At 63.5% G+C, this 22,644-nt stretch carries 20 protein-coding genes and 1 tRNA gene; 3 read left to right on the plus strand and 18 right to left on the minus strand.

The features are described from left to right. Nucleotides 1-83: 83 nt before the first annotated feature. From JSO19_RS04655 to galE, 6 genes are all read right to left on the minus strand, one after another. Nucleotides 84-971: an ABC transporter permease gene (locus JSO19_RS04655; protein WP_270910060.1), complete on the minus strand. Its 888-nt coding sequence runs from the start codon at nt 969-971 to the stop codon at nt 84-86. Next, nucleotides 968-2,284: a quaternary amine ABC transporter ATP-binding protein gene (locus JSO19_RS04660; RefSeq protein WP_270912097.1), complete on the minus strand. Its 1,317-nt coding sequence runs from the start codon at nt 2,282-2,284 to the stop codon at nt 968-970. The genes JSO19_RS04655 and JSO19_RS04660 overlap by 4 nt, the downstream gene beginning before the upstream one ends. Before the next feature lie 456 nt (nt 2,285-2,740). After that, nucleotides 2,741-3,601 (minus strand): glycosyltransferase, encoded by an 861-nt coding sequence (locus JSO19_RS04665; protein WP_270910062.1) that lies wholly within the window; start codon nt 3,599-3,601, stop codon nt 2,741-2,743. Beyond that, nucleotides 3,601-4,587: a glycosyltransferase gene (locus JSO19_RS04670; protein WP_270910063.1), complete on the minus strand. Its 987-nt coding sequence runs from the start codon at nt 4,585-4,587 to the stop codon at nt 3,601-3,603. The genes JSO19_RS04665 and JSO19_RS04670 overlap by 1 nt, the downstream gene beginning before the upstream one ends. After that, nucleotides 4,587-5,957, minus strand: a complete 1,371-nt coding sequence (locus JSO19_RS04675) for an LCP family protein (RefSeq protein WP_270910064.1) — start codon at nt 5,955-5,957, stop codon at nt 4,587-4,589. Before JSO19_RS04675 ends, JSO19_RS04670 begins: the two co-directional genes overlap by 1 nt. 2 nt (nt 5,958-5,959) lie before the next feature. Next, nucleotides 5,960-6,973, minus strand: coding sequence for a UDP-glucose 4-epimerase GalE (gene galE, locus JSO19_RS04680; protein WP_270910065.1), 1,014 nt, complete (start codon nt 6,971-6,973; stop codon nt 5,960-5,962). A gap of 180 nt (nt 6,974-7,153) precedes the next feature. Here galE and JSO19_RS04685 point away from each other — a divergent pair, with 180 nt between their 5' ends. Further along, complete coding sequence (locus JSO19_RS04685; protein ID WP_270910066.1) at nt 7,154-8,251, plus strand: mannosyltransferase; 1,098 nt, start codon at nt 7,154-7,156, stop codon at nt 8,249-8,251. 43 nt (nt 8,252-8,294) lie between these two features. On the opposite strand, the gene JSO19_RS04690 is transcribed toward JSO19_RS04685, so the two are convergent. Further along, nucleotides 8,295-11,384 (minus strand): amidohydrolase family protein, encoded by a 3,090-nt coding sequence (locus tag JSO19_RS04690; protein WP_270910068.1) that lies wholly within the window; start codon nt 11,382-11,384, stop codon nt 8,295-8,297. Nucleotides 11,385-11,592: 208 nt separating this feature from the next. Here JSO19_RS04690 and JSO19_RS04695 point away from each other — a divergent pair, with 208 nt between their 5' ends. Next, entirely contained in the window at nt 11,593-12,702 is a 1,110-nt protein-coding gene (locus JSO19_RS04695; RefSeq protein ID WP_270910070.1) for a fatty acid desaturase family protein, read from the plus strand. A gap of 51 nt (nt 12,703-12,753) precedes the next feature. Here the strand turns inward: JSO19_RS04695 and purE are convergent, their stop codons facing one another. From purE to JSO19_RS04750, 11 genes are all read right to left on the minus strand, one after another. Beyond that, nucleotides 12,754-13,257: a 5-(carboxyamino)imidazole ribonucleotide mutase gene (gene purE, locus JSO19_RS04700; RefSeq protein WP_270910072.1), complete on the minus strand. Its 504-nt coding sequence runs from the start codon at nt 13,255-13,257 to the stop codon at nt 12,754-12,756. Nucleotides 13,258-13,337: 80 nt separating this feature from the next. Then, a complete protein-coding gene (locus JSO19_RS04705) occupies nt 13,338-14,495 on the minus strand; it encodes a 5-(carboxyamino)imidazole ribonucleotide synthase (RefSeq protein WP_270910075.1) in 1,158 nt (385 codons plus the stop codon). Between the two features lie 93 nt (nt 14,496-14,588). Continuing rightward, complete coding sequence (locus JSO19_RS04710) at nt 14,589-16,040, minus strand: flotillin family protein (RefSeq protein ID WP_270910077.1); 1,452 nt, start codon at nt 16,038-16,040, stop codon at nt 14,589-14,591. Between the two features lie 55 nt (nt 16,041-16,095). Further along, complete coding sequence (locus tag JSO19_RS04715) at nt 16,096-16,647, minus strand: hypothetical protein (RefSeq protein WP_270910079.1); 552 nt, start codon at nt 16,645-16,647, stop codon at nt 16,096-16,098. A gap of 60 nt (nt 16,648-16,707) precedes the next feature. Further along, nucleotides 16,708-17,292 (minus strand): FHA domain-containing protein, encoded by a 585-nt coding sequence (locus JSO19_RS04720; RefSeq protein ID WP_270910081.1) that lies wholly within the window; start codon nt 17,290-17,292, stop codon nt 16,708-16,710. Nucleotides 17,293-17,413: 121 nt separating this feature from the next. Then, nucleotides 17,414-18,103, minus strand: a complete 690-nt coding sequence (gene rplA / locus JSO19_RS04725) for a 50S ribosomal protein L1 (RefSeq protein WP_270910083.1) — start codon at nt 18,101-18,103, stop codon at nt 17,414-17,416. A gap of 11 nt (nt 18,104-18,114) precedes the next feature. Then, nucleotides 18,115-18,543, minus strand: a complete 429-nt coding sequence (gene rplK, locus JSO19_RS04730) for a 50S ribosomal protein L11 (protein ID WP_217135969.1) — start codon at nt 18,541-18,543, stop codon at nt 18,115-18,117. A gap of 92 nt (nt 18,544-18,635) precedes the next feature. Further along, a complete protein-coding gene (gene nusG, locus JSO19_RS04735) occupies nt 18,636-19,343 on the minus strand; it encodes a transcription termination/antitermination protein NusG (protein ID WP_217135966.1) in 708 nt (235 codons plus the stop codon). 66 nt (nt 19,344-19,409) lie between these two features. After that, nucleotides 19,410-19,679: a preprotein translocase subunit SecE gene (secE, locus tag JSO19_RS04740; RefSeq protein WP_217135964.1), complete on the minus strand. Its 270-nt coding sequence runs from the start codon at nt 19,677-19,679 to the stop codon at nt 19,410-19,412. Between the two features lie 53 nt (nt 19,680-19,732). Then, a tRNA-Trp gene (locus JSO19_RS04745) sits at nt 19,733-19,808 on the minus strand. Between the two features lie 210 nt (nt 19,809-20,018). Then, nucleotides 20,019-21,119 carry a pirin family protein gene (locus tag JSO19_RS04750; RefSeq protein WP_270910088.1) on the minus strand — a complete coding sequence of 367 codons (1,101 nt, stop codon included), beginning with the start codon at nt 21,117-21,119 and terminating at the stop codon, nt 20,019-20,021. A gap of 70 nt (nt 21,120-21,189) precedes the next feature. Between JSO19_RS04750 and JSO19_RS04755 the strand changes: the two genes are divergently transcribed. Beyond that, complete coding sequence (locus JSO19_RS04755) at nt 21,190-22,392, plus strand: pyridoxal phosphate-dependent aminotransferase (protein WP_270910089.1); 1,203 nt, start codon at nt 21,190-21,192, stop codon at nt 22,390-22,392. The last annotated feature ends 252 nt before the right edge of the window (nt 22,393-22,644 follow it).

A 22,644-nucleotide genomic window follows, 5' to 3' on the forward strand; every position in this document is an offset into this window, starting at 1 on the left:
ATGTGTTCCTTTCGTCCTGCGGCCTTGCCACAGTGATTGGGTATACAGATTAGGTTTGAGTAAAGCTCCTGCGGGTGCAGGGCTTATGCCTTCTTGGCGTCGGCCTTACGCTTACGGAAGAGGCCGAGCAGCGACGACTGGTATTCAGACTGGTTACCAAGCGCTGCGGTGACACGGTCGAGGAAGACCGCGATGATCACGATGCTGACGCCCGATTCGATACCGGCTGGCAGCTGCTGCTGCATCACGGCCGCAACAACGTCCTTACCGAGACCAGGGGCGCCAACGAAGCCGCCAAGCACGGCCATCGAGAGCGAGAGCATGATGACCTGGTTAATGCCGGCCATGATGGTTGGCAGGGCGAGTGGCAGCTGAATGCCGCGCAGAATCTGGCCCGGCTTCGCACCGAAGGCCTGACCCGCTTCGACGACCTCGCCGTCAACGCCGCGAATACCGAGCTCGGTGAAGCGCACGCCGGGAGCGATCGCAAAGATCACGGTCGCGAAGATCGCGGGCACGAAGCCAATGCTGAACAGCAGCACGGCGGGCACAAGGTACACGAACGCCGGCATCGTCTGCAAGAAGTCGAGCAACGGTTTCATGAACGCACTGAAGCGGTCACTCTTCGCCGCAAGAATACCGAGCGGGATCGCCATCACGACAGCAATAAGCGTTGCGACGAGCACGAGGCCGAGCGTCTGCATCGCGCTCTGCCAGTAGCCCATCGAGACGATCAGCAGGAGTGAGATGATCGTGCCAACGGCGAGCTGCCACGAGCGAACGAGCCAGCCGAGCGCCGCAAACAGCACGATGACGACGAGAAAGTGAACCGAGAGCAGCCCGTCAACGATGCCGTTGACGAGAACGTCGATGAAGACCTTGAAAAAGTCGATGAGCCAGTCGAAGGTGTCGCGGAACCAGTCAAAAACAACCTGGCCCCATGTACCGATGGGAATCTTAGGAATATTCACGCCTGTTCTCCCTTCGTAGCGCTGTTTTCTTCTCGCGCATCAGTATCGGTATCAGTGTCGGTGAGCTCGCCGAGCTCGAGCGCTTCAGTCATCGTGGTTTCTGGCACGTCGGGCCGTGGCTCGATGATGGGAATCGCACTCGTGGTGGTTGGCAGGTCAGCCAGCGCCGCGAGTAGCGTGACCCTCGGCACGACGCCGAGCAGGCGGTGCTGCTCGTCAACGACGGCAACGGGCAGCGGGCTTTCGACCGCCATCTCGTACAGCTCTGAAATGTGCTGGTCAGGGGTCACCGTCGAGGGTGTGGGTCGAAGAAGCTCACGAATGTCGGTGTTGCCCTCGCGAACCTGGCGCAGCACGTCTTTATCGCGCACAACGCCAATGAGCTTGCGGCCGTTGCCGGTCACGAAGCAGGCCGAGGTCTGCATGTCGCGCATCATCTTGAGCGCCGCCCGGGGGCCTGCGCTCGCTGGAATCGCAGCGAGGGCCGGCTCCATAACGTCGCCAGCGGTGAGCACGCGGCCACGGTCGACGTCTTGCACGAACTGCGCAACGTAGTCGTTGGCCGGGTCGGTGAGAATGTCGTTGGGGCTACCCACCTGCACGATGCGGCCGTCACGCATGACGGCGATGCGGTCGCCGAGAAACATGGCTTCGTTCAGGTCGTGCGTAATGAACACGATGGTCTTGCCAAGCTCCTGCTGCAGCTCAACGAGCTGTTCTTGCATTTCGCGGCGGATCAGCGGGTCAAGGGCCGAAAAGGCCTCGTCCATGAGCAGAATCTCGGTGTCTGCCGTGAGCGCGCGAGCAATACCCACGCGCTGCTGCATGCCACCAGAGAGTTCGTCGGGCAAGTGGTTCTCCCACCCTGCAAGCCCGACGCGCTCAAGCCAGTTCTGAGCCTTAGCCCTGCGGGTCGACGCGTCGATGCCCTGCAGCTCTAGCCCGTAGGCGACGTTGTCGAGCACGGTGCGGTGCGGCAGGAGCGCGAAGTGCTGAAACACCATCGACATGCTCTTGCGGCGCAGTTCGCGAAGCTCAGCGTCTGAACGGCCAACGACCTCTTCGCCGAAAATCTTGATCGAACCGTCGGTCGTGTCGTTCAGACCGTTGAGCATGCGAATGAGCGTTGACTTGCCCGAGCCACTGAGGCCCATGACAACAAAAATTTCGCCCGGCTTTACTTCAAAGCTCGCGTCGATCACCGCGGCGGTGCCGAGCGGCTGTACTCCCTCGCGGGTGTCGCCCGCCTTGAGACGTTTTACCGCTTCTCTAGGATTGCGGCCAAACACTTTGTAGACGTTTGAGACCTGCAATGCCAATGCGGAATCATGGTGCTGCCCGGCCTGTGGCCCAGCATCACCGTGACTCCCACGGGTTGTGGGGTTGGTCACGATTGTTCTCCTCCGAGAGTAACGTTCGTTTCTTCGCAAAACGAGGTGAGGGCAATCTGATAGGGCGGTAGGTCAGGGAATAACAACATCCTGGTCACTCACCCTCAATCACGGCCACCTTACGGCAGGCGGCCCACTCTACTCACGCGCTTCGTTTCACGGCCCGGCACTCTGCCGGATTTCTGCTCCTTGCATCGCCTCACAGAGCGGCAAAGAACATACTTCGACCATAACAAGGGGTTTACGAAACACCTTGTTTCTTTCGCAGAACCTTGCCTCAGGCAACCATCGATTCGGTTAGCTGATCAGGGATTTCTCGTGTTTCCATATTGTTACCTAACCGATTTGACAAGAATTGGAAAACACTTCGCTAGAAAGCTACTTTTGCGTATCTTTGCTCTTTTGATCACTCGGCAGACCACCCGCAACAAAACGCCGAAACAGCACCTGTTTCACCGACGCCGGCAGCATCCGGTACACGCTCTTCATCACCACGTTGCGCAGGTACTCGCCGCGGCCAATAAAGCCCATGCCGAGCATGGCCTTCTGGAGGCGGATCTCGGTTTGCGCCTCACGCCAGCCGCCCCGGCGAGCAAACGCGCCCGATCCGACGCGATATTTCACGAGTGGCTCGGCAATGTTCTCGACCCGCGCACCGCTGGCAATCATGCGAATGCCGAGCCAATAATCTTCCATCTTGCCGAAGGGCTCGTACCCACCGACCTCCCTGACCCGCGAAACGCGGTACATCATCGTGGGGTGGTTGAAGGGGTTGTGCGTGCGAGCGTGGCTGCGAATGTTCGCTTCACCGACGGGCGGAATGCGCGTCACGCCGCACGCTTCGGGGTCGTCGTCGAACTCGACCATGCCCGCGCCCACGAGGTCGTAGCCGGCCTCTAAGAGCGGCCACTGCTTCGCGAAACGGTCGGGCACCGAGACATCGTCGGCATCCATGCGAGCGACAACGTCGTACCGCGCGCGTTCGAGCCCTGCGTTCAGCCCCTCGGTGAGCCCGCGGTTCTCGGCGAAGCGCACCCGGGTGAGGGGCACCGCACCGCCAGCCTCGAACTCGTCGATGACCGCCTCAAGTGCCGCAGAGATCGGCCCATCAATCACGACGAGCACCTCAGCTGGCATGAGGCTTTGCCCCACCGTCGAGCTCTCGAGCGCGAGCCGAAGCGCGTCGGGAGTATCGCCCGCGTACACGGGAAGCAGCAGGGTGAAGTCGGCGCTCGCCACTACGACCGCCCTGGCCCCTCGGTGAGCGAGAACACCGTGTCACTCACGTCAAGGGGCAGGCCAGCACCGGCGAGCACGTCGGCCGTTGGGCGTGGCCTCGTGAAGAGGCCGTGGCGCAGCCCTCGACCCAGGCAGTTCCACAGCACACCCCGATTCGATGACGCCTTGAACGTGCGGGCCCAGCGCCTGGCAGAGGCCGCCGTGTAGGCCAGCTTCTCCCACGGCTTGAGCGCCTTCGACGTGCGAAAGAGCCAGAGCTTGTTGCGCACCTCGAAGTAGAAACGTTCGCCGGGATCTTGGTCAGACGAACCACGAATCTTCGTCTTGTGCATGACAACCGAGCCGGGCACCTGAATGCCTCGCGCGCGGCGCAGGAGGCGGGCCGAGTATTCGAAGTCGTCGTTCCACAAGAAGTAGTCGGCGATGGGCAGGCCCAGCTTGCGCACGAGTTCGGCGCGCACGAAGGCCGAGACAAACGAAATCGAGCGGATCTCGAGCACCCCTGCCGCAGCCGCTCGATCGCGCTCTGCCTGTGAGGCGCCGATCTTGGGCTTCGGAGTGTTCATGGGGTGGTCTTCGCCATCGGTCCACACGACGCGTGAGCCCATGACCGCGAGATCGTCGCGCCCCCTGCCCGCCTCGATGAACCGTTCGTGTGCGGCGAGCGCCTCGGCGAGGGCCGTGGGCTCAGGCACCGTGTCGTCATCCATCACCCACACCCAGTCGATCGTGGGGTCTTGTACGGCCGCGGCAATGCCCGTGGCAAAACCGCCGGCACCTCCGGTGTTTTCGGTGAGTGCGATGAGCCTCGCGTGCCCGCCGAAGCGCGCAACCATCTCGGCGGCAACCTGAGCGCTCTCGTCGGTCGAAGCATTATCGACCACGATGAGCTCATCGACCGGCCGGGTCTGCTGACCGACCGCCGTGAGCGCCTCTCTCAAAAGCTCTGCACGGTTAAACGCAACCATAACCGCTGCAACCCGCACTACTCCTCCTCTTCAGCCGGTGAGGCCTGCCGCACAGCGTCGGCGACAAGCTCGTGAATGTAATCGTAGTCGGGAGCCTCCGGCTGAACCTCTGGCGGGGTGAGCTCGACCGTGACAGGAGTGTGGTCTTTCGCACGCGTCGCGAGGTCGAGGAAGGGGCCGAGCATTGACTCTGGCATGTTCGTCCAAACAATCGAACTGCCCGTCTCGACGATGTCCTTGAATTGCTTCAGCACGTTGACCGGGTTCATCTGCGCGAGAATGGCCTCTTGCAGTTCACGCTGGCGACGCATGCGGTCGTAGTCATCGGTCGTGTAGCGCGAGCGGGCGTACCACTGGGCGTTGAAGCCGTTCATGTGCTGCTGACCAGCCTCGATCCACCCCTCAATGCCGTTGCCGTGTGCGTCGCCGCCAATCGGCAGACGCTGCTGCACGTTGATGTCGACACCGCCGAGCGCGTCAATGAGGTCAGAGAAGCCGTCCATGTCGATGAGCACGTAGAACTGAACGTCGAGCCCCGTCGCCCCCGACGCCGCGTCGACAAGGGCGAGAATACCGGGCTCTTCGCCGGCCTTCGCGACCCCCGCGTAACGGTCGGGATCGAAAATCGAGATCTCGGTGTAGAGCCCGTTCATGTAGCAGCGGCCGATGTAGCAGCCCCAGTCGTTGCCGAACCCGGTCGGGTGAAGCTCGTGCATGGGAGAGTCTTCGGGAAACGGCATACCGGTGAGTTCACGCGGCAAGCCGATAATCGTCGACTGCCCCGTCTTCGCGTCAATCGACACGACCGAGATGCTGTCGGGGCGCAGGCCGTCGCGACCATCACCCGCGTCAGCGCCAAGCAAAAGAATGTTGTAGCGACCGTCGACCGGCGCCACACTCGCACCGCGAGCAAAGATCGAACTGAGCGCGTCACGGCCAACGCCGATCGTGCCCGACACCCACAGGGCCCCGGCAACCGGCAGCACCGTGAGGCACACGCTCAAAATCGAGACGGGCACCCGCCAGTTCTTGCCGACCTTCACGAGGTTCGTCAGGCGCAGGGTGTCAAAACCGATAATCACCCAGAGAATCGCGTAGGCCACAATGACCCACTGCAACACGAAGAGCACGATCGTGTGGGTAAAAAAAGAGAGCGTCGGCACTCGAAAAAAGATGAGGCCGAGCACCGACAGCAGCCCTCCCAGCAGCAACGCGATCGTGGCCCCGAGGCCCACCCTGCCGAGCTTTCGGTTGCCCGCGAGCACCTGCGCACTGCCGGGCAACACAAAGCCGAGTACCACGAGCCAAAACGACCGCTTCGTCATGAACGGCGGCGAGGTTCGCTCTGGGTACCTGATCGGGTGTTCGAGCTGCTGTGAGAGGCTCACGCTCATGCGCCGTAGCCGTCGGGGTTTGCGCTCTGCCACGCCCAAGCGTCGGCACACGCTTCGTCGAGCGTGCGTTTCACGGCCCAGCCAAGTTCACGGTTTGCTTTCGCGGGGTCTGCGACCATCTCGGCGACATCGCCGGCTCGTGCAGCGGTGATCTCATAGGGCAGCTCGCGACCCACGGCCTTCTCAAAGGCGCGAAGTACCTCGAGCACGCTCGAGCCCTTGCCCGATCCGAGGTTATAGGTGCTGACCCCGCTCGGGGCCTGTTCGAGGGCTGCAACGTGCCCCTCGGCGAGATCCATCACGTGAATGTAGTCGCGCACGCCGGTGCCATCGCTCGTCTCGTACGCGTCACCAAACACCATGAGCTTCTCACGCTTGCCCACTGCTACCTGCGCGATGAACGGCATGAGGTTGTTGGGAATGCCAGCGGGATCTTCGCCGATGCGGCCCGACGGGTGTGCACCAACCGGGTTGAAGTAGCGCAGAATCACGGCGTTGAGCTCGGGCCAGGCGACCTGCACGTCGCGAATGATCTGCTCGATCATCGCCTTCGTCCACCCGTACGGGTTGGTCACGCCAACACCCGTCTGGTGCAGCTCATCCTGCGGCAAATACTGCGGATCGCCGTAGACCGTCGCCGACGAGCTGAACACGAGCTTCGTGACGCCCTTCGCACGCATGATGTCGAGCAGGTTGAGGGTCGAGTCAATGTTGGTGCGGTAATACCGGGCGGGCTGTTCGGTCGATTCGCCGACGGCCTTCAGCCCGGCGAAGTGCACCACCGCGTCAAATTCGAGCGGCTCAAGCGCCCGCTTCGCCTGCTCTGGGTCAGCGAGATCGGCCTCGATGAGCTCGATCGAGGCGTTGGTCAGCTGTTCGACCCTTCGCACCGATTCGGGGCTGCTGTTTGAGAAGTTGTCGACGACAAGAACCTCGTGCCCGCGCTCAGTGAGCACGAGTGCGGTGTGAGACCCAATATAACCGGCACCGCCGGTGAGTAATACGCGCATACTCCAAAGGGTAGACGATAAACCTTTGCGTTCTGCCGAACCTGCACCGGATTGTCATGAAACCCCCGGCAAATTACGAAACGGTTGCGTAATGTACCGCCTCGGGGTTCTTTCGGCTTGGTAGCCCATAGAATAGGTCGAAGTATACGGGTAAATTGAGCCTGCTTGAGAGGATGGTTGATGTCTACGCTCAACGTCATCGGTGAGTTCCTCGAAGGTTGGGAACAGAGCGGTCAGCGGGCTTCAGCACGCGAACTGACCATCGCTCTTGCCGATACCGCGCCGAGGGGGTGTGCCTCGGCTCTGCTCATCGCTTCAAACAGCGAGGCACCAGAGCTCGATCACCCCAAAGCCCGCGTAGAGGTCATGTCGTTGCACAGCTCGATGATTCCGCTCGTGTGGCGCGGCGGCCCGGCCGCCCGGCCGCTCGACGGCGAGTTCGTGCACTCGTTGACCCCCCTCATTCCGCTTCGCCACCGCGAAGAGGCCGATGGCTCGCAAACCACCGTCACCGTGCCGCACACGCTGGCGTGGGACGCCCCCGATGTTATGCCCAAGGGCCAGGCCAAGCAGCTGCGCCAGCACGTGAAGCGAGCGATCAAGCACGCCGACGTGATTCTCACCCCCACCCACGCCGTCGCCGAGCGCCTGCGTGAAATCTACGGGGCCTACATCTCGGTTCAGGTGCTGCCGCTCGCGGCTCCCCGCGAATACCTCGCGCCCAAGAACATGGCCGAGCGTCTGAGTGCACTCGGCCTGCCCGAACGCTACTTCGTCTCGACCGCCTACCCTGGCGAGACCGGCAGACTCGAGTGGATCCTGCGCGCGCTCGAGGCGAACCCCGATTTGCCGCCGCTCGTGCTCGTTGGCCCGGGTGCCGAGGCCGACCTCAGCTCCTGGCCCGTGCTCGCCGACCGCGTGCACCAGGTCATGCTCACCGAAGAGTCGGGGGCAGAGCCCGGCGACATCGGCGCCATCATCGCGGGCGCGAGGGCGCTCGTGCTGCCCCAGGCCATCGCCGATTGCTTGCTGCCCATTCACGGTGCCCTCAGCTCGGGGGTGCCCGTCGTGCACGGCGGGGCTGCCTGCATGGCAGAGACCGCCCTCGACGGCGCGACCGCCGGCGAGACTGAAGAGAGCTTCGCCGAGGCGCTCACCACGGTCGCCCGCGACGATGACGAGCGTGCCAGGCTGAGCGTGCTCGCTCACGACCGCTCACGCATGTTCTCGTGGCGCACGACCGCCTGGCAGCTGTGGGAAGTGCACGCGAACATCTAACGCACTGATGGGCGTGAGCCTGTGCCCCTCGGCGTTACCCGCGCTAGCCCTCTTCAGCTACTGCCACAATCAAGGTTTGCACGAGCGGCGTACTGAGCCCGACCAGCCGCGCATCGCACAGCAGCGCGCCACGCTCGCACTCGATGCGCCACCGCACCTCGGCTGGGCCAAGCGTCGCTGCGATACGCTGCTCGAGCGGCGCCTGTTGCGGATTGACCGGGCCAGTTTCTTCGAGGGCCTCCGCGAGGCGTTGCTGCCGCACCTCAGGCGGCACATCGTGCATCGCGTTGACGGCGAACACGCCGTCGAGGCTCCAGGCTGAAACACCTGACCGCAGCGCCTCGTCGATGCGGCGAGCGCTCGCAAGGGTCTCTGGCCACGACGCAAACGGCCTCGGGGTCTGCGGTGTCGGCGCTTCGATGCCCTTCGCCGCGAGCACCTCGGTGTGCAGGCTCGCGGCGAAGGGTTCGGCGCGAAACACGTCGCAGTTCGCGAAGGTCACAACACCGACGCCGCTCGCCGTGTGCCAGCGCATGTGCGAGGTGAAGCCCGGCAACCCTCCCGTGTGCTGAGCAATGCGGCCAAACCGCAGGTCGTGCTCAACGAAGAGCCCGAGCCCATACCCGACGGCGTCGAGGCCACGCTGCTGCTGGTGAGCGCTCTGCACCGCGGCCGTATGAATGCGCTGCATCTCGCGTCTCGACGCAGGCTCCATGAGTTCTGGGCGCAGCGGGGCATCGGTATACGCCGACGATACGAAGCCAGCCCAGGTGGCAATGTCGTCGACCGTACTAAACAGCCCACCGATGCACGCGAGCGCCCCGTTGCCGACGTAAGGCTCCTCGTGCAGGTGCTTCGACTCGTCGAAGGTGCGATAGCCCTTCGCGAGCGGCGTCCCGGACGGGTAGTCGTCGGCGCTAAAGCGCGTGTGTTGAAGCCCGAGCGGATCAATCACCCGCTCCCGAATCACCTGTTCGACCGAGCTCCCGGTGACCGCTTCGATCGCCCGGCCAACAAGGGACATCCCGAGGTTCGAGTACTGGTACATTTCGCCGGGCTCGGCGGTTAAGCGCAGCCCCTGAGCGGCGAGTTCGAGCACCGATTCACGAGTATCGCCGAGACGCCTGTCACCCCAGGCGTTGTCTTCGGCAAGCCCCGAACGGTTCGAGAGCAGCTGCTCAATCGTCACCCGCTGGGCGACCCCCTCATACATGAGGCGCACCCCAGGAACGTATTGGGTGATGGGTGCCGCAAAGTCGAGCAACCCCTCGTCGCGCAATATGAGCGCCGTGGCCGCGAGAAAGCTCTTCGTCATCGACGCGATACGAAACACGGTCCCGCGTTCGGTCGTTGAACCGGGCCCCGCAGGCTCACCAGTGGCGCGGCACCCCACGACCCCTTCACGGGTAAACACCGCCGTGATCATCGCGGGTGCGGTCGCCCTGTCAAACCCCTCGAACGCGGCGTCCATGAGTCTCTGGAACGGTTCTGCCTCGTACACACAGTTCCCGTCGACGAACGTCGCGACAACGCTCAGTCCCGCGATTTCGGCGGGCTCGCACTCGCGCGGATCCGCACTCAGCGCAACGAGATCGGCATACTGCCCCACGGCAATGCGCCCCACCCGACCTTCGAGGCCCGCAGCATAGGCGGGGCCCTCGCTGAAGAGCGCGAGCGCTTCTTCCACGCTCACTCGTTCGTGCGGCTCAAAGCCACCCTCAGGTCGCCCCTGCCGGTCCTGCCTCGTCACCGCGGCGTGCACCCCGAAGAGCGGCTCAGCCGGCTCGATTGGCGCGTCAGAGCCAAACGCCACCCTGGCCCCCGAGTCGAGCAGCGAGCGCCACGCATAATTGAGCACCTCACGATCGCCGAGGCGACGACCCGCGAGCGCGAAGTCGGTGGTGCAGTGAGTCGGCTGCACCGAGGCGATAACGCCGAGCTCGGCAAACCTGGGCAGATCACGCTGCGCGATGTGTTGCGCATGCTCCACCCGATTACGCAGCCCGTGCTCGCGGGTGAGCTGAGCCGTGCGCTCATAGGCGTTCAACACACTCCGGTTCGCCGCGTCACCAATGGCGTGGGTCGCGACCGCGATGCCCGCGGCGTTCGCCTGCTCGACGAGGGCCGTGAGCGCCTCGGTGTCGATCACCTCGACCCCGTGGTTCCCGGGGGCATCGGCAAAGTCTTCGAGCATGTGCGCACTGTGCGAGCCAAGCGCTCCGTCTGAGAAGAGTTTCACCGGCCCCGTGGTGATGAAGCGATCGCCAGCGCCGGTTCGCCACCCCTCGGCAATCGCCCGGTCGAGATCGCCCGCAGGAATGCCCTTGTGCACCCGAAGCTTCAGCTGCCCGCGCTCGTGCAAGGCCTCAAACGCGAGCCTCGTCGCGTCTTCGTCAAAGTCAGTGATGTGCGTGACGCCCATCGCGAGCAGCCGTTCCTGAGCGACCGCGAGCAGGCCCGGCAGCAGCTCAACGCTCTGCTCCGAGAAACACGCAAGCACGGGGTCACAGGCACGCTCGCGAAGCAGCCCGGCAGGCTCGCGCCCGTCACCCTCACGCACAATGATTCCGCCAGGCACGTCATCGGTAAGCGCCCCAATGCCGGCGAGCGCAAGCCCGAGCGAGTTCACCCACAGCGAGTGCCCGTCAAGACTCGACAGCGCAACCGGCCGGTCAGCAACCACGGCGTCAAGATCGTGCCGCGACGGCAAACCGGTGGCCCAGGCATTCGCATCCCAGTACCCGCCGGTGATCCACAGGGGTGTCTCATCACCGCCATCGCTCCCGCTCGGGTGATCGCTCGTGCCCGGGCTGTCGCTCGCGGCGATGAACTCGCGAAGCCTTTGCAGCGCCGCGTCAAGGCTCTCGGCGCCACGAAGATTCACAGTCGCGAGAGCACGCGCGTACCCGCCCGTGTGAATGTGCGCGTCGTGAAACCCGGCGACAATCGCGTGACCGGGCAGCCTCACCAGCTCGGCGTCGGGGTACCGCTCGCGCAATGACGCGAGATCACCCACGGCGCAAATGTCGCCGCCCTCGACGAGCAGCGCGTCGACCGCGCCACTCGAGGCACCCTCCTCGGCGACCGCGCCGATGATGTTCGGGTGCGTGAGAATCTTTTGCGTCGCTGGCACGACACACCACCTCTCTGTGAGCTCTGGGCCGGCGCCCAACGGCCGAGCCTCTTCAAGGGTATGCGTGAGCGAGCCCGGGCGCCAGGGCGAAGCACAGCGTATTCGTGGCACAGCATGTCACGGTCGATACAGTGAAAGAGCAATCGGCAACCGCCTTTGGCTTCACGACAGCGGCTTCACGCGCTGCCCCAAACGACAGGTTCCGACAGTGCCATCAGCAACCGCACCGCTCACCGCTACCCTAGGCCCGGTACGCCAGACCTACGCTCGCGCAGAAGATTTTCCATCGGTCACCAAGGCCTACCGCACGGTTTCACGCACGGTACAAGAGCAGGGGCTGCTCGCCCGCGCCCCCATCTTTTACACGCTCGTCGCCTCGGCCATCGGGCTCGGCTTTGCCATCACCATCACTGCAGCCATCCTCATTGGCAACAGCTGGTGGCAGCTGGCCATCGGTGCCGCGCTCGGCCTACTCTTCACACAGGTCGCCTTTCTGACACACGAGGCGGCGCACCGCCAGATCCTTTCGACAGGGCCAGCGAACGATCGCCTCGCACGGGTACTCGCCGCATCAATCGGCATGAGCTACTCGTGGTGGGATTCAAAGCACAGCCGTCACCACGCAAACCCGAACCAGATTGGCCGCGACCCAGACATCGAAGTCGATACCATCTCGTTTCTCGAGACCGATGCTGCTGAGTCACGCGGCATTGTTCGGTGGATCACCCAGCGTCAAGGCTGGCTCTTCTTCCCGCTGCTCACGCTCGAAGGGCTCAACCTTCACCTGCACGGGTTCAAACACCTCTTCGGCCGCGGCCCCGTCAAGGCACGCGCCACCGAAATAGTGCTCATCTGCACACGATTTGTCTTGCTGTTCGGTGCGATCTTTTTCTTCCTGCCCGTTGGCAAAGCGTTCGCACTCTCTGGCGTCATGCTCGCGGTATTCGGAGTAGGGATGGGAGCAAGCTTTGCCCCAAACCACAAAGGCATGCCCGTCATTGACCCCAATACGCGCCTCGACTTCTTTGCAAAGCAGGTGCGCACGTCACGCAACATTCGCGGCGGCTGGTGGGCAACGGTGCTCATGGGCGGTCTCAACTACCAGATCGAGCACCACCTCTTTCCGAGCATGGCACGGCCACACCTCGCAAAGACCCGGCTCATTGTGCGCGAGTTCTGCCGCGAAAACGATGTGCCTTACACCGAGACCTCACTGCTGCGCTCGTACGCAATCGTGATCGACTATTTGAACCGCGTGGGCCTCGCCGCCCGCGACCCATTCGACTGCCCGATCGCGGCGCAGTACGGAAGGCGCTAGAAGCCCAGGCCCTACGAGCTCGGCGGCTCGGAGGCTTAGAGGCTTAGCGGCCTAGCGCTCTGAGACGCGTTGCTGCAGCGCCGCGTTCTTCTCCTCGACCATATGCTCGAGGCCGGCCGCGTACTCGGCAAGCTTCGCCGCGAGAGCCTCGTCGTGGGCACCGAGCATGCGTGCTGCGAGCAGGCCCGCGTTCTTCGCACCGCCGATCGAGACCGTCGCGACGGGAATGCCGCCCGGCATCTGCACGATGCTGAGCAGCGAGTCGAGACCGTCAAGCTTGGCGAGTGGCACGGGAACGCCGATCACCGGCAGCGTCGTGAGCGAGGCGACCATGCCGGGCAGGTGCGCGGCCCCTCCAGCGCCTGCGATGATGACGCGCAGGCCACGGCCGGCGGCCTCGCGACCGTACCGCACCATCTTCTCGGGGGTGCGGTGCGCACTGACGACCTCGACCTCGAAGGGAATGCCGAACTCGGCGAGCGCGTCGACAGCGTCGCCCATAACATTCCAGTCAGAATCTGAGCCCATGATTACGCCTACGAGTGGTTGTGTCATGGCTCAATCGTACCCGGTTGCGAGTCGCCCCACGTCGCGATGCCCGTGGTTCACCGGGCGGATCGCGCGGCCGTGCCCGCCTAGAGGAATGCCGCGGCGCAGGCGTTTGCCTCGCCGCGCACCTCGGGCAGGCTGTCGCCGGTGACCGTGACGTGCCCGACCTTACGGCCGGGTCGTGGGGTCTTGTCGTAGCTGTGCACCTTGGCGTTCGGGTACTGCGAGAGTACCTCGGGGTAGCGGAGCGACATCGTGCCCTCTGGCGGGCCGCCGAGCACATTGACCATCACCGCGACGGGAGCGGTCATCGCTGGCGAGCCGAGCGGAAGGTCAGCGACAGCGCGAAGGTGCTGTTCGAACTGGCTCGTGATGCTGCCCTCGATGGTCACGTGGCCTGAGTTGTGTGGGCGCATCGCGAGCTCGTTGACGAGCACACGCCCGTCGGTGGTCTCGAACATTTCGACGGCGAGAACGCCGGTCACGCTGACGCCCTCGGCGACGGTGTGACCGATCTGGGCTGCGGTCGCGAGTGTCGTGGCGTTCGCGACCGGTGCGGGCGCGATGACCTCGGCGCACACGCCGTCTTTCTGCACGGTCTCAACGACGGGCCACGAGCGCATCTCGCCGCTCGGGCGGCGCGCAACGAGCTGCGAGAGCTCACGCACGAAATTCACTTTTTCTTCGACGAGCAGGCGCTCGCCCTCGGCGAGGCCCTCAAACCAGTCGCTCACCTCGGCGGCCGTGTCGACAACACGGACGCCCTTCCCGTCGTAGCCACCCTTGGCGGTTTTCACGACGGCGCTGCCGCCGTGCTCTGCGATGAAGCTGGCGAGCTCGTCGGGGTTGCTCGTCGCGATCCACGCGGGAATCGGGACGCCCAGCGCAGCGAGCTTCTCGCGCATCAGAATCTTGTCTTGGGCGTACTGCAGTGCGGCCGGCCTCGGATGCACCTGCTTGCCGCGTCGCTCGAGTTCGAGCAGAATCTCGTTGGGAACGTGTTCGTGGTCGAACGTCACAACGTCGACGGTCTCGGCAAAGGCGTACACCGTTTCGGGGTCGCGGTAGTCGCCAACAGCGTCGGCTGCGCGGGCCGCGCTCGACCCTTCGACTTCTGCGAGCACGCTGATGTTCAGACCGAGGTGAATTGCGGGTGGGATCATCATTCGCGCGAGCTGACCGCCACCAATGACACCAATCGTTACCGTCAAGAGATTCCTTTCGCCTCTTCTATTGTGCCGCATTGCCGCCTGAACGGTGCACTCTTGCCACCAGGCGGTGTATGGGCAGAGCCCCGGGCCGCGTGATGCGTGCCCGGGGCTCCCGAGTCTCTGCGTTTACTCGCTGGCGGGGTTGCCAGCGGTGTCGTTCGTTGCAGCGGGGGCTGCGTCTGGCGTCGCCACCTGGCCGTGCGCTCCCGTGTCGCCTGCGAGCACGCTGCCCTCGGTGCGCAGCTGCTTGCCAGCTGCCGAACCCGCGGCTCCGCCCGTGACCACGCCGTTGAGCATGCCCACAAGGTCGATGCCCACGGTATCGCGCGCCATGTCGAGCAGGCCCTTCATGTTGCCCATCGCGTCGCTCGCGACCTTCGAGGTGCCATCGGCACTCACCACGGTCATCGTGTCGATCGCACCGATCGCCTTCGAGTACTCGGCAGCGATCTCAGGCAGCAGGTGAATGAGCTCTTGCGCGAGCACGGCCTGCGACTGCTGTTCGAGGGCCTCGGCGCGGGCGTTGATGGCCTGTGCCTCAGCAATACCCTTGGCGTGGATCGCACTTGCGTCTGCTTCACCCTCAACGGTCGTGGCGCGGGCGCGGCCCTCTGCAGCAGCGACCGACGCGGCGGCCTCAGCCTTCGCGAGCGCCTCGACCTTAAAGGCCTCTGCCTCGGCGACGACGCGCACCTCGGCGTTCAGGCGCTCTTCTTTCAGCTTAACCTCGCGCTGGGCCGCGATTTGCTCCTGCTCAACGATGGCCTGGCGCTGCACGGCGTCTTCAAGCGGCGATGCCGCGCGAGCGTGCGCTGCGGCACGGTCGGTCTCAGCGAGAATCTCGGCCTCGCGCAGCTTCAGCTCGCGGTTGCGATCGAGCAGCACCTTCTGGGCTGCGATCTTGGCCTCTTCAGAAGCCTGGTATGCGTTCGTGTCGGCGATGTCGGCGGCCTGGCGCACCTTCGCGGCCTCGGGGCGACCGATGTTCGCGATGTAGTCGGCGCCGTCACGAATCTCCTGAATTTGGAGCGTGTCAACGACAAGGCCCTGCTTGGTCAGCGCCTCTTCGGCAGCTTCAAGCACGTTCTGGGCGACGACGGCGCGATCGCGAATGATCTGCATGACCGTGAGGCCACCGATAATCGAACGCAGCGAACCCGAGAGAACCTCCTGCGTTGACTGATCAATCTCGTCGGCGTTCGAAAGGAAGCGCTGCGCAGCAGCACGAATCATCTCTTGGCTGCCGCCAACCTTGACCACGGCAACGGCCTGGCCCTGAATCGTAATGCCGTCGGTCGTCTGCGCCTCGGTCAAAATCGAGAGGCGACGTGAGTGCAGCGAGAGCGAGTACGACTTCTGGATGAAGGGCAGCACGAAGACTCCGCCGCCCGTGACCACTTTCTGGCCGCTGAGGTCGCCCTCGGCGCCCGGCGTCGCGTTGTGGCCGCGGCGACCGGTGACAATGATCGCCTCGTCAGGCTTTGCGATGCGGTAGCGCTTGATGATCACGAGAGCGACAAGCGTCACCGCGAGCACGGCTCCGACAATTCCGATGATCGGGCTCATTGAAAGGGGCACGATATTCCTTTACTCGGCTCGGCTGAGCTCGGGTTGGTAGCAGGTCTCGAAAAGTCTAACGGTTCTCGTCAGCTGATTGATAGGGTTCAACAGCAACCGACGTGGCCGAGAGGGTGTGAACGATGATCACCTGGGTTCCCCTCGAAATGTCTTCAGCGGCGGTCGCAGAAAGCGACACGCGCTCGCCATGCTTCATGAGAGCAATCTCACCGAAGCCCGATCCGCCGGGAATCGCGAGAACGACCATGCCGGTCTCACCCACGAGTGAACTCGTCGTCACCGAGGTATTCGACTGATCGTTTCGCAACGAACGCGTGAGCCACCATGCCCCGAAACCGCCGAGCACACCAGCGATGGCGCCCAACAGCGCCGCGATACCCACCGGAACACCCGCGCCGACGCAGCCAAAAGCGGTGAAGCCAAACAGGGTCGCGAAGGCACCCACCGTCGTGAGGCTGAGTGGGCCGTCACCGCCGTCGAAAAGGTCGAAGACGCCATCGAGCAAGAAAGAAAAGAGCAGCACCACGACGCCCACAATGCCAATGACGAGAAAGACCCCGCCAGCGTAGAGTGTGCCGTCAAAGAGTGCGTTGATCCAGTCAATCACGATAGTTTTCTCCCTCGGTATGCTCCGAGTGTAGTCGATCGTGGCGACTCACCCCAGCCCCTACTGGCTGATGATGGGGCGCAACCGCACACGCAAGGTGCCGATGCGAAAGACCTCGCTCGCGTACGCGGGCTCACCGGCGGCAAGCGGGCGTTCGCTCATCGTGCCATCGTCTTCGGGATGCAGCGTGGCTGTGCCGTTGGTTGAACCCAGGTCTTCAATGACCCACCGTTCACCCTCGAGCGTGAGACGAGCGTGCGACTTCGAGAGCGTGCGCCCCGGGTCATCGACCGCGAGCTGCGTGCAGCCGGGGATCGTGCCGGGTTTGCGCCCCACAATGACGTCTTTCGATGGCATCGCGAGCAGCGGGCCATCAACGAGTTCGAGCACCCAATCGGCGCGACCCTTGGCCGCGGCCTGGGCGGCCTTTTCGCCGTGCTGTTCAACCGCTTCGCGCAACTCGTCACGCTGCAGCGCAATCGTGTCGCGACGCTGGTCAATGCCTGGCCAGCGGAAGGGAGTCTCTTTCGGCGCCTGGCGAAGCGATGCTGAGGGTGGGCGCCTGAAATCTTCGGCCGAGATACGACGGTAGTCTTCGACCACCTGGTCGTCGAATTCGGGTTCTTCGCCGTAGTTGCGAGTCATCTCGTCTCATTCCCTCCCTGGTGCAGCTGGCTCATCGCGTGCAAACGTTCACACGTGATGAGCCCACCTTCAATGATACGCAAAGGGCCCCGGGAATTCCCGAGGCCCTGTGAATCATGCGTTAGATGCTTGCGGTGTCGAGCGGAATGCCCGGGCCGAACGTCGTTGAGACGGCACCCTTCATGATGTACTTGCCCTTTGACGATGAGGGCTTGAGACGTACGATCTCGTCGAGCGCTGCGCGAATGTTGTCGCCGAGCTGCTCGGGGCTGAACGAAGCCTTGCCAGCGATGAAGTGCACGTTAGCGTGCTTGTCAACGCGGAACTCGATCTTGCCGCCCTTGATGTCGGTGACAGCCTTGGCTGCATCGGGGGTAACGGTGCCGGTCTTGGGGTTCGGCATGAGACCACGGGGGCCCAGGACCTTACCAAGACGGCCAACCTTGCCCATGAGCTCGGGAGTCGAAACTGCCGAGTCAAAGTTGGTGTAGCCGCCAGCGACCTTCTCGATGAGCTCGTCGCCGCCAACCTCGTCAGCGCCAGCAGCGAGTGCTGCCTCTGCTGCGGGGCCGGTTGCGAAGACGATCACGCGAGCCGTCTTACCGGTGCCGTGAGGCAGGCTCACGGTGCCGCGAACCATCTGATCGGCCTTACGAGGATCGACACCGAGACGGAGGGCAACCTCAACGGTCGAGTCGGTCTTCTTCGAGCCGGTCTCCTTTGCGAGTGCTACAGCCTCTTCAGGGGTGTAGAACTTGCCAGGAACAATCTTTTCTACCGCCGCGCGGTAAGCCTTTGAATTCTTTGACATGTCTCTTCTCCCTACTCGACCGTGACGCCCATCGAGCGGGCAGTGCCCTCGATGATCTTCTGAGCAGCGTCGAGGTCGTTTGCGTTGAGGTCAGCCATCTTCTGCTCACCAATCGCACGAGCCTGCTCGCCGGTAATCTTTGCAACCTTCACCGTGTGAGGGGTGCCTGAACCCTTCTGGATGCCAGCAGCCTTCTTGATGAGCTGGGCAGCAGGGGGAGTCTTGAGAATGAACGTGAATGAACGATCTTCGTAAACGGTGATCTCAACGGGAACCACGTTGCCACGCTGCGACTCGGTAGCCGCGTTGTAAGCCTTGCAGAACTCCATGATGTTCACACCATGCTGACCCAGAGCCGGGCCAACGGGAGGCGCTGGGTTAGCGGCGCCAGCCTGGATCTGAAGCTTAATCAGACCCGAAACCTTCTTCTTCGGTGCCATTATTTTTCCTTTCCTCGAAGTTGTTACCAACTTCTCCCGCAACTCGAGCTTTTCTCGAGAGCGGTATTTCGCGGGTGGCCCCGCGAAAAGCTTTACAGAATCTTTGAAACCTGATCGAATGCGAGCTCAACCGGGGTCTCACGCTCGAAGAGCGAGACGAGTACGGTGAGCTTGCCGCTCGCTGGGTTGATCTCTGAGATCGTGCCAGGCAGGCCCTCGAACGAGCCCGACTTGATCGTAATGGTCTCGCCGATCTCGAAGTCGATCTCGGCAACGGGCTGGCTCTGCGGCACGCCCTTCGCTTGCGACTGCTCTGGCTCGAGTTCGAAGGTGCTCTTGAGCATCTCGAACGCCTCGTTGAAACGGAGCGGAATCGGATCACGCGCGTTGCCAACGAAGCCAGTCACGCCAGGAGTGTGGCGCACGACAGACCATGAGTTTTCGTTGAGGTTCATGCGAACGAGCACGTAACCCGGAATGCGAACGCGGGTCACCATCTTGCGCTGGCCGTTCTTGACCTCCATGACCTCTTCCATCGGAACCTGGATCTCATAGATGTCTTCAACAGCACCCATGACCTCACGGCGGTTCCAGAGGTTTGATTTCACCTTGCGCTCGTAACCGGCGTAGCTGTGAATCACGTACCACTTGCCCGGCTTGCGGCGAAGCTCGCGTTTGAACTCGGCGTAGGGGTCTACGCTCGAATCTTCTTCCTGCTTGACAGGGTCAGCGCCAACCTCGGTCGCGAGTGCGTCGAGAGCCGCATCAAGCTCTTGCTCGGTGTTATGTGCATCGCCCATAAGAAGTCGCCTCTACCTACAATTCGTTTCGTTTGCCACTGATATGCGTATTACCCGTTCGGTTCGTTAGAACCCTGGAGTACCGAACGCAAACAGTACAAGCCAGCTGAACACCCGGTCGAGCGCCCAGACAAGCGCCATCATTACAACGACGAAGCCGAGCACGACGAGCGTGAAGTTCACGAGCTCCTTGCGCGTCGGGGTCGTAACCTTCTTCAGTTCAGCAAAGACTTGCTGTACGAACAACACGATCTTGCCGATGAACGAAAGCTTCTTGCCAGAAGCCTCAGCACCGTTGTTCGGGGCGCCTGAGGCCTCGATTTCGTTGCTGCTCACGTGCGTGTCCTTTCGATATTCCAGAAAGCAGTTCCGGTTTCTGCTTACTGGGGTGGCAGGGCGGACAGGACTCGAACCTGCAACCTGCGGTTTTGGAGACCGCTGCTCTACCAATTGAGCCACCGCCCTCGGTGGGTTTTTCATCGCATCTTCTTCGCTACCCCCGCTCGGTAAGCAGGCATAGAAAAATTATGCGGTGAAGCAACCTCGTGAAAGTTTACGGGATCGAAGCCCCAATGTCTAACCCGGTGTTCGTTTTTCTTTCGTTTACTGACACTTCCCGCGCGTGGCGCACCGGCGGCACTGCGCCGCACACCGCCCGTGCCCCGGTGGCCACGACTACTCGCCCGGCTGCTTTCGTGGCACGAGCCTCGCGACCGGCAGCTTCGGGGCGGGCAGCGGCGGCTCGGGTTCATCGTTTGGCAGCCCGTACCGGCCGGGCTCGGGCGTGAGCCCCCGCCCAGACTCCCCCAGCGGATCGCTCGGGTCACCCACCCCGGCCGCCTCAATCTGGTCTTGCCAATCGGCCCGAGCCTGGGCGATCTCGTCATGGTCGCGCCCGATGAAGTTCCACCACATCACGATCTCTTCGGCGAACGGCTCACCACCAATAAGGATGACGCGGGCGGGCCCACCGCCCGCAGCGGCACTCACCACGAGCTGAGAAGCGCCCGGGGCAACGTACCCCAGGTGCGCGTGGGCGACGGGCTCGTGCGAGAGCGGCTCGTCGGTTGAGAGGCCTGCGCGGGAGGGGCGATCCGCCGCGGTGCTGGCAACCGTCACCTCGCCAGCGTCGACGAGCACGCCATGCTCAAAGTCACTGTGAACGGCGATCGTGATGCTCGCGCCGGGCTCGAGCACCATCTCGGCACCAACAAGCGGCGTAAACATCGTGACGGGCGAGGTTTCGCCGAGCAGCGACCCGAGAAAGACCCAGGCCCGCCAGCCCTCCCCCTCGATCGGGCTCGGCTCGTAGTGCTCAAACGTCTTCGCGCCGTGCCGCGCCGACTCGGGCAGCGCAACCCACAACTGCACCCCGTGCAGCGTCGTCGTCTCAGGAGTGCTGCGCTCAGAGTGGCTGATGCCGTGCCCAGCGGTCATGAGATTCATCTCGCCAGGCCGCACCATCGCGTGAAACCCGGCACTGTCACGGTGCTCGATCTCACCCTCGAAGAGCCAGCTCACCGTTTGCAGGCCGGTGTGGGGGTGGGCGGCGACGTTCATTCCGCCGGAGTGCTCGACAAGCTCGGGGCCGTAATGGTCAAGAAAACACCACGCACCAACGAACGAACGGCGGCGCTGCGGCAACGTGCGCCGCACCCGCATCGCGCGAAGCCCGCCAAGCGGCACATCGCGCGGCTCAATGAGCTCGACACCGGCACCCCGCGACGCACCCGCGGCGCACACCGTTTCGAGCGGATCAACCTCAGCGTTACTCATGCCTCAACACTACCTGTGTTACCGGCGATATATCACTGACAGGAAGACCCCAAAGAGCTAGACTGGAGGGGTGACTGAGAACTCTCGTATTTCGAAGAAAATTGCCGCGATCGCCGAATCGGCGACACTCAAAGTTGACGCCAAAGCCAAGGGCCTCCAAGCCCAAGGCCGCCCCGTGATTAGCTACGCCGCGGGCGAGCCCGACTTTGCCACGCCAGACTCAATCGTCGCAGCCGCCCGCAAAGCGCTCGACGACCCCAAGAACTTCCGGTACACGCAGGCCACCGGCCTCGCCGTACTGCGCGAGGCGATCGCAGCCAAGACGCTGCGTGACTCAGGGCTCAAGGTAGACCCCTCGCAAATCATGGTCACCAACGGTGGCAAGCACGCCGTCTACTCGGCGTTCCAGACCATTCTCGACCCGGGTGACGAGGTCATTCTGCCCGCCCCATACTGGACGAGCTACCCCGAAGAGATTCAGCTCGCCGATGGCGTTCCCGTCGCTGTGTTCGCTGGCGCCGACCAGGGCTACAAAGTCACGGTCGACCAGCTCGAAGCCGCCCGCACCGACCGCACCAAGGCGCTGCTGTTCTGCTCGCCCTCAAACCCTACCGGTGCCGTCTACTCACCCGACGAAACCCGCGCCATCGGCGAATGGGCGCTCAAGCACAACCTGCTCGTCGTCACCGACGAGATCTACCAGAACCTCACCTACGACGGCGTGCGCGCCATCTCGATCGTTGAGGCCGTGCCCGAGCTCGCAAACAACACCATCCTCGTCAACGGCGTCGCCAAAACCTACGCCATGACCGGCTGGCGCATCGGCTGGATGATCGCCCCCGCCGACATCGCCAAGGGCGCCGCGAACCTCCAGTCGCACATGACCTCGAACATCAACAACATCGCGCAGATCGCTGCCGCCGAAGCCCTCAGCGGCCCGCAAGATGCCGTCGAGAGCATGCGCCAGGCGTTCGACCGCCGCCGCAAGGTCATCATCGCCGAACTCAACAAGGTCGACGGCTTCAACTGCCCGAACCCCGAAGGCGCCTTCTACGCCTACGCCGACGTCACCGAGGCCCTGGGCCGCGAGATCGCCGGCGTCACCCCGCAGAACTCGCTCGAACTCGCCGACCTCATCCTCGACAAAGCCGAGGTCGCAGCCGTTCCCGGCGAGGCCTTCGGCCGCTCAGGCTACCTGCGCTTCAGCTACGCCCTCGGCGATGACGCCCTCCTCGAAGGCATCCAGCGCATCCAGAACTTGCTCGCCAAGTAAGGCGCGCACCACTTCGTTCAACGCGAGCGGGGTGCGGATCGGGGCCCACTGCGGGCTGTGCGATCCGCGCCCCGCTTTTGCGTTTGTTGGGGTGGGGTGCGGTGGTGGCGCTGCTGGGCTGGGCTGGGTGCTTTGCGCGCTGGTGCCGCGGCTGCGTTCGCCGTTTCCGCTGGCGCTTGACCTCCCTGCTGGCGCCTGCTCCACCTCGGACGCGTTCGCCGTTCACAGCGTGCTTTTGAGCTGATTCCCGCA

This window comes from Leucobacter sp. UCMA 4100, from assembly GCF_027853335.1.
Taxonomy (GTDB): Bacteria; Actinomycetota; Actinomycetes; order Actinomycetales; family Microbacteriaceae; genus Leucobacter_A.

What these genes read in the sequence shown, in the direction of transcription:
- purE (WP_270910072.1), bottom strand. Translation starts at nt 13,257, where the DNA reads ATGACACAACCACTCGTAGGCGTAATCATGGGCTCAGATTCTGACTGG.
- JSO19_RS04705 (WP_270910075.1), bottom strand. Translation starts at nt 14,495, where the DNA reads ATGCGGCACAATAGAAGAGGCGAAAGGAATCTCTTGACGGTAACGATT.
- nusG (WP_217135966.1), bottom strand. Translation starts at nt 19,343, where the DNA reads ATGGGCGATGCACATAACACCGAGCAAGAGCTTGATGCGGCTCTCGAC.
- rplA (WP_270910083.1), bottom strand. Translation starts at nt 18,103, where the DNA reads ATGTCAAAGAATTCAAAGGCTTACCGCGCGGCGGTAGAAAAGATTGTT.
- rplK (WP_217135969.1), bottom strand. Translation starts at nt 18,543, where the DNA reads ATGGCACCGAAGAAGAAGGTTTCGGGTCTGATTAAGCTTCAGATCCAG.
- galE (WP_270910065.1), bottom strand. Translation starts at nt 6,973, where the DNA reads ATGCGCGTATTACTCACCGGCGGTGCCGGTTATATTGGGTCTCACACC.
- JSO19_RS04720 (WP_270910081.1), bottom strand. Translation starts at nt 17,292, where the DNA reads ATGACTCGCAACTACGGCGAAGAACCCGAATTCGACGACCAGGTGGTC.
- JSO19_RS04685 (WP_270910066.1), top strand. Translation starts at nt 7,154, where the DNA reads ATGTCTACGCTCAACGTCATCGGTGAGTTCCTCGAAGGTTGGGAACAG.
- JSO19_RS04750 (WP_270910088.1), bottom strand. Translation starts at nt 21,119, where the DNA reads ATGAGTAACGCTGAGGTTGATCCGCTCGAAACGGTGTGCGCCGCGGGT.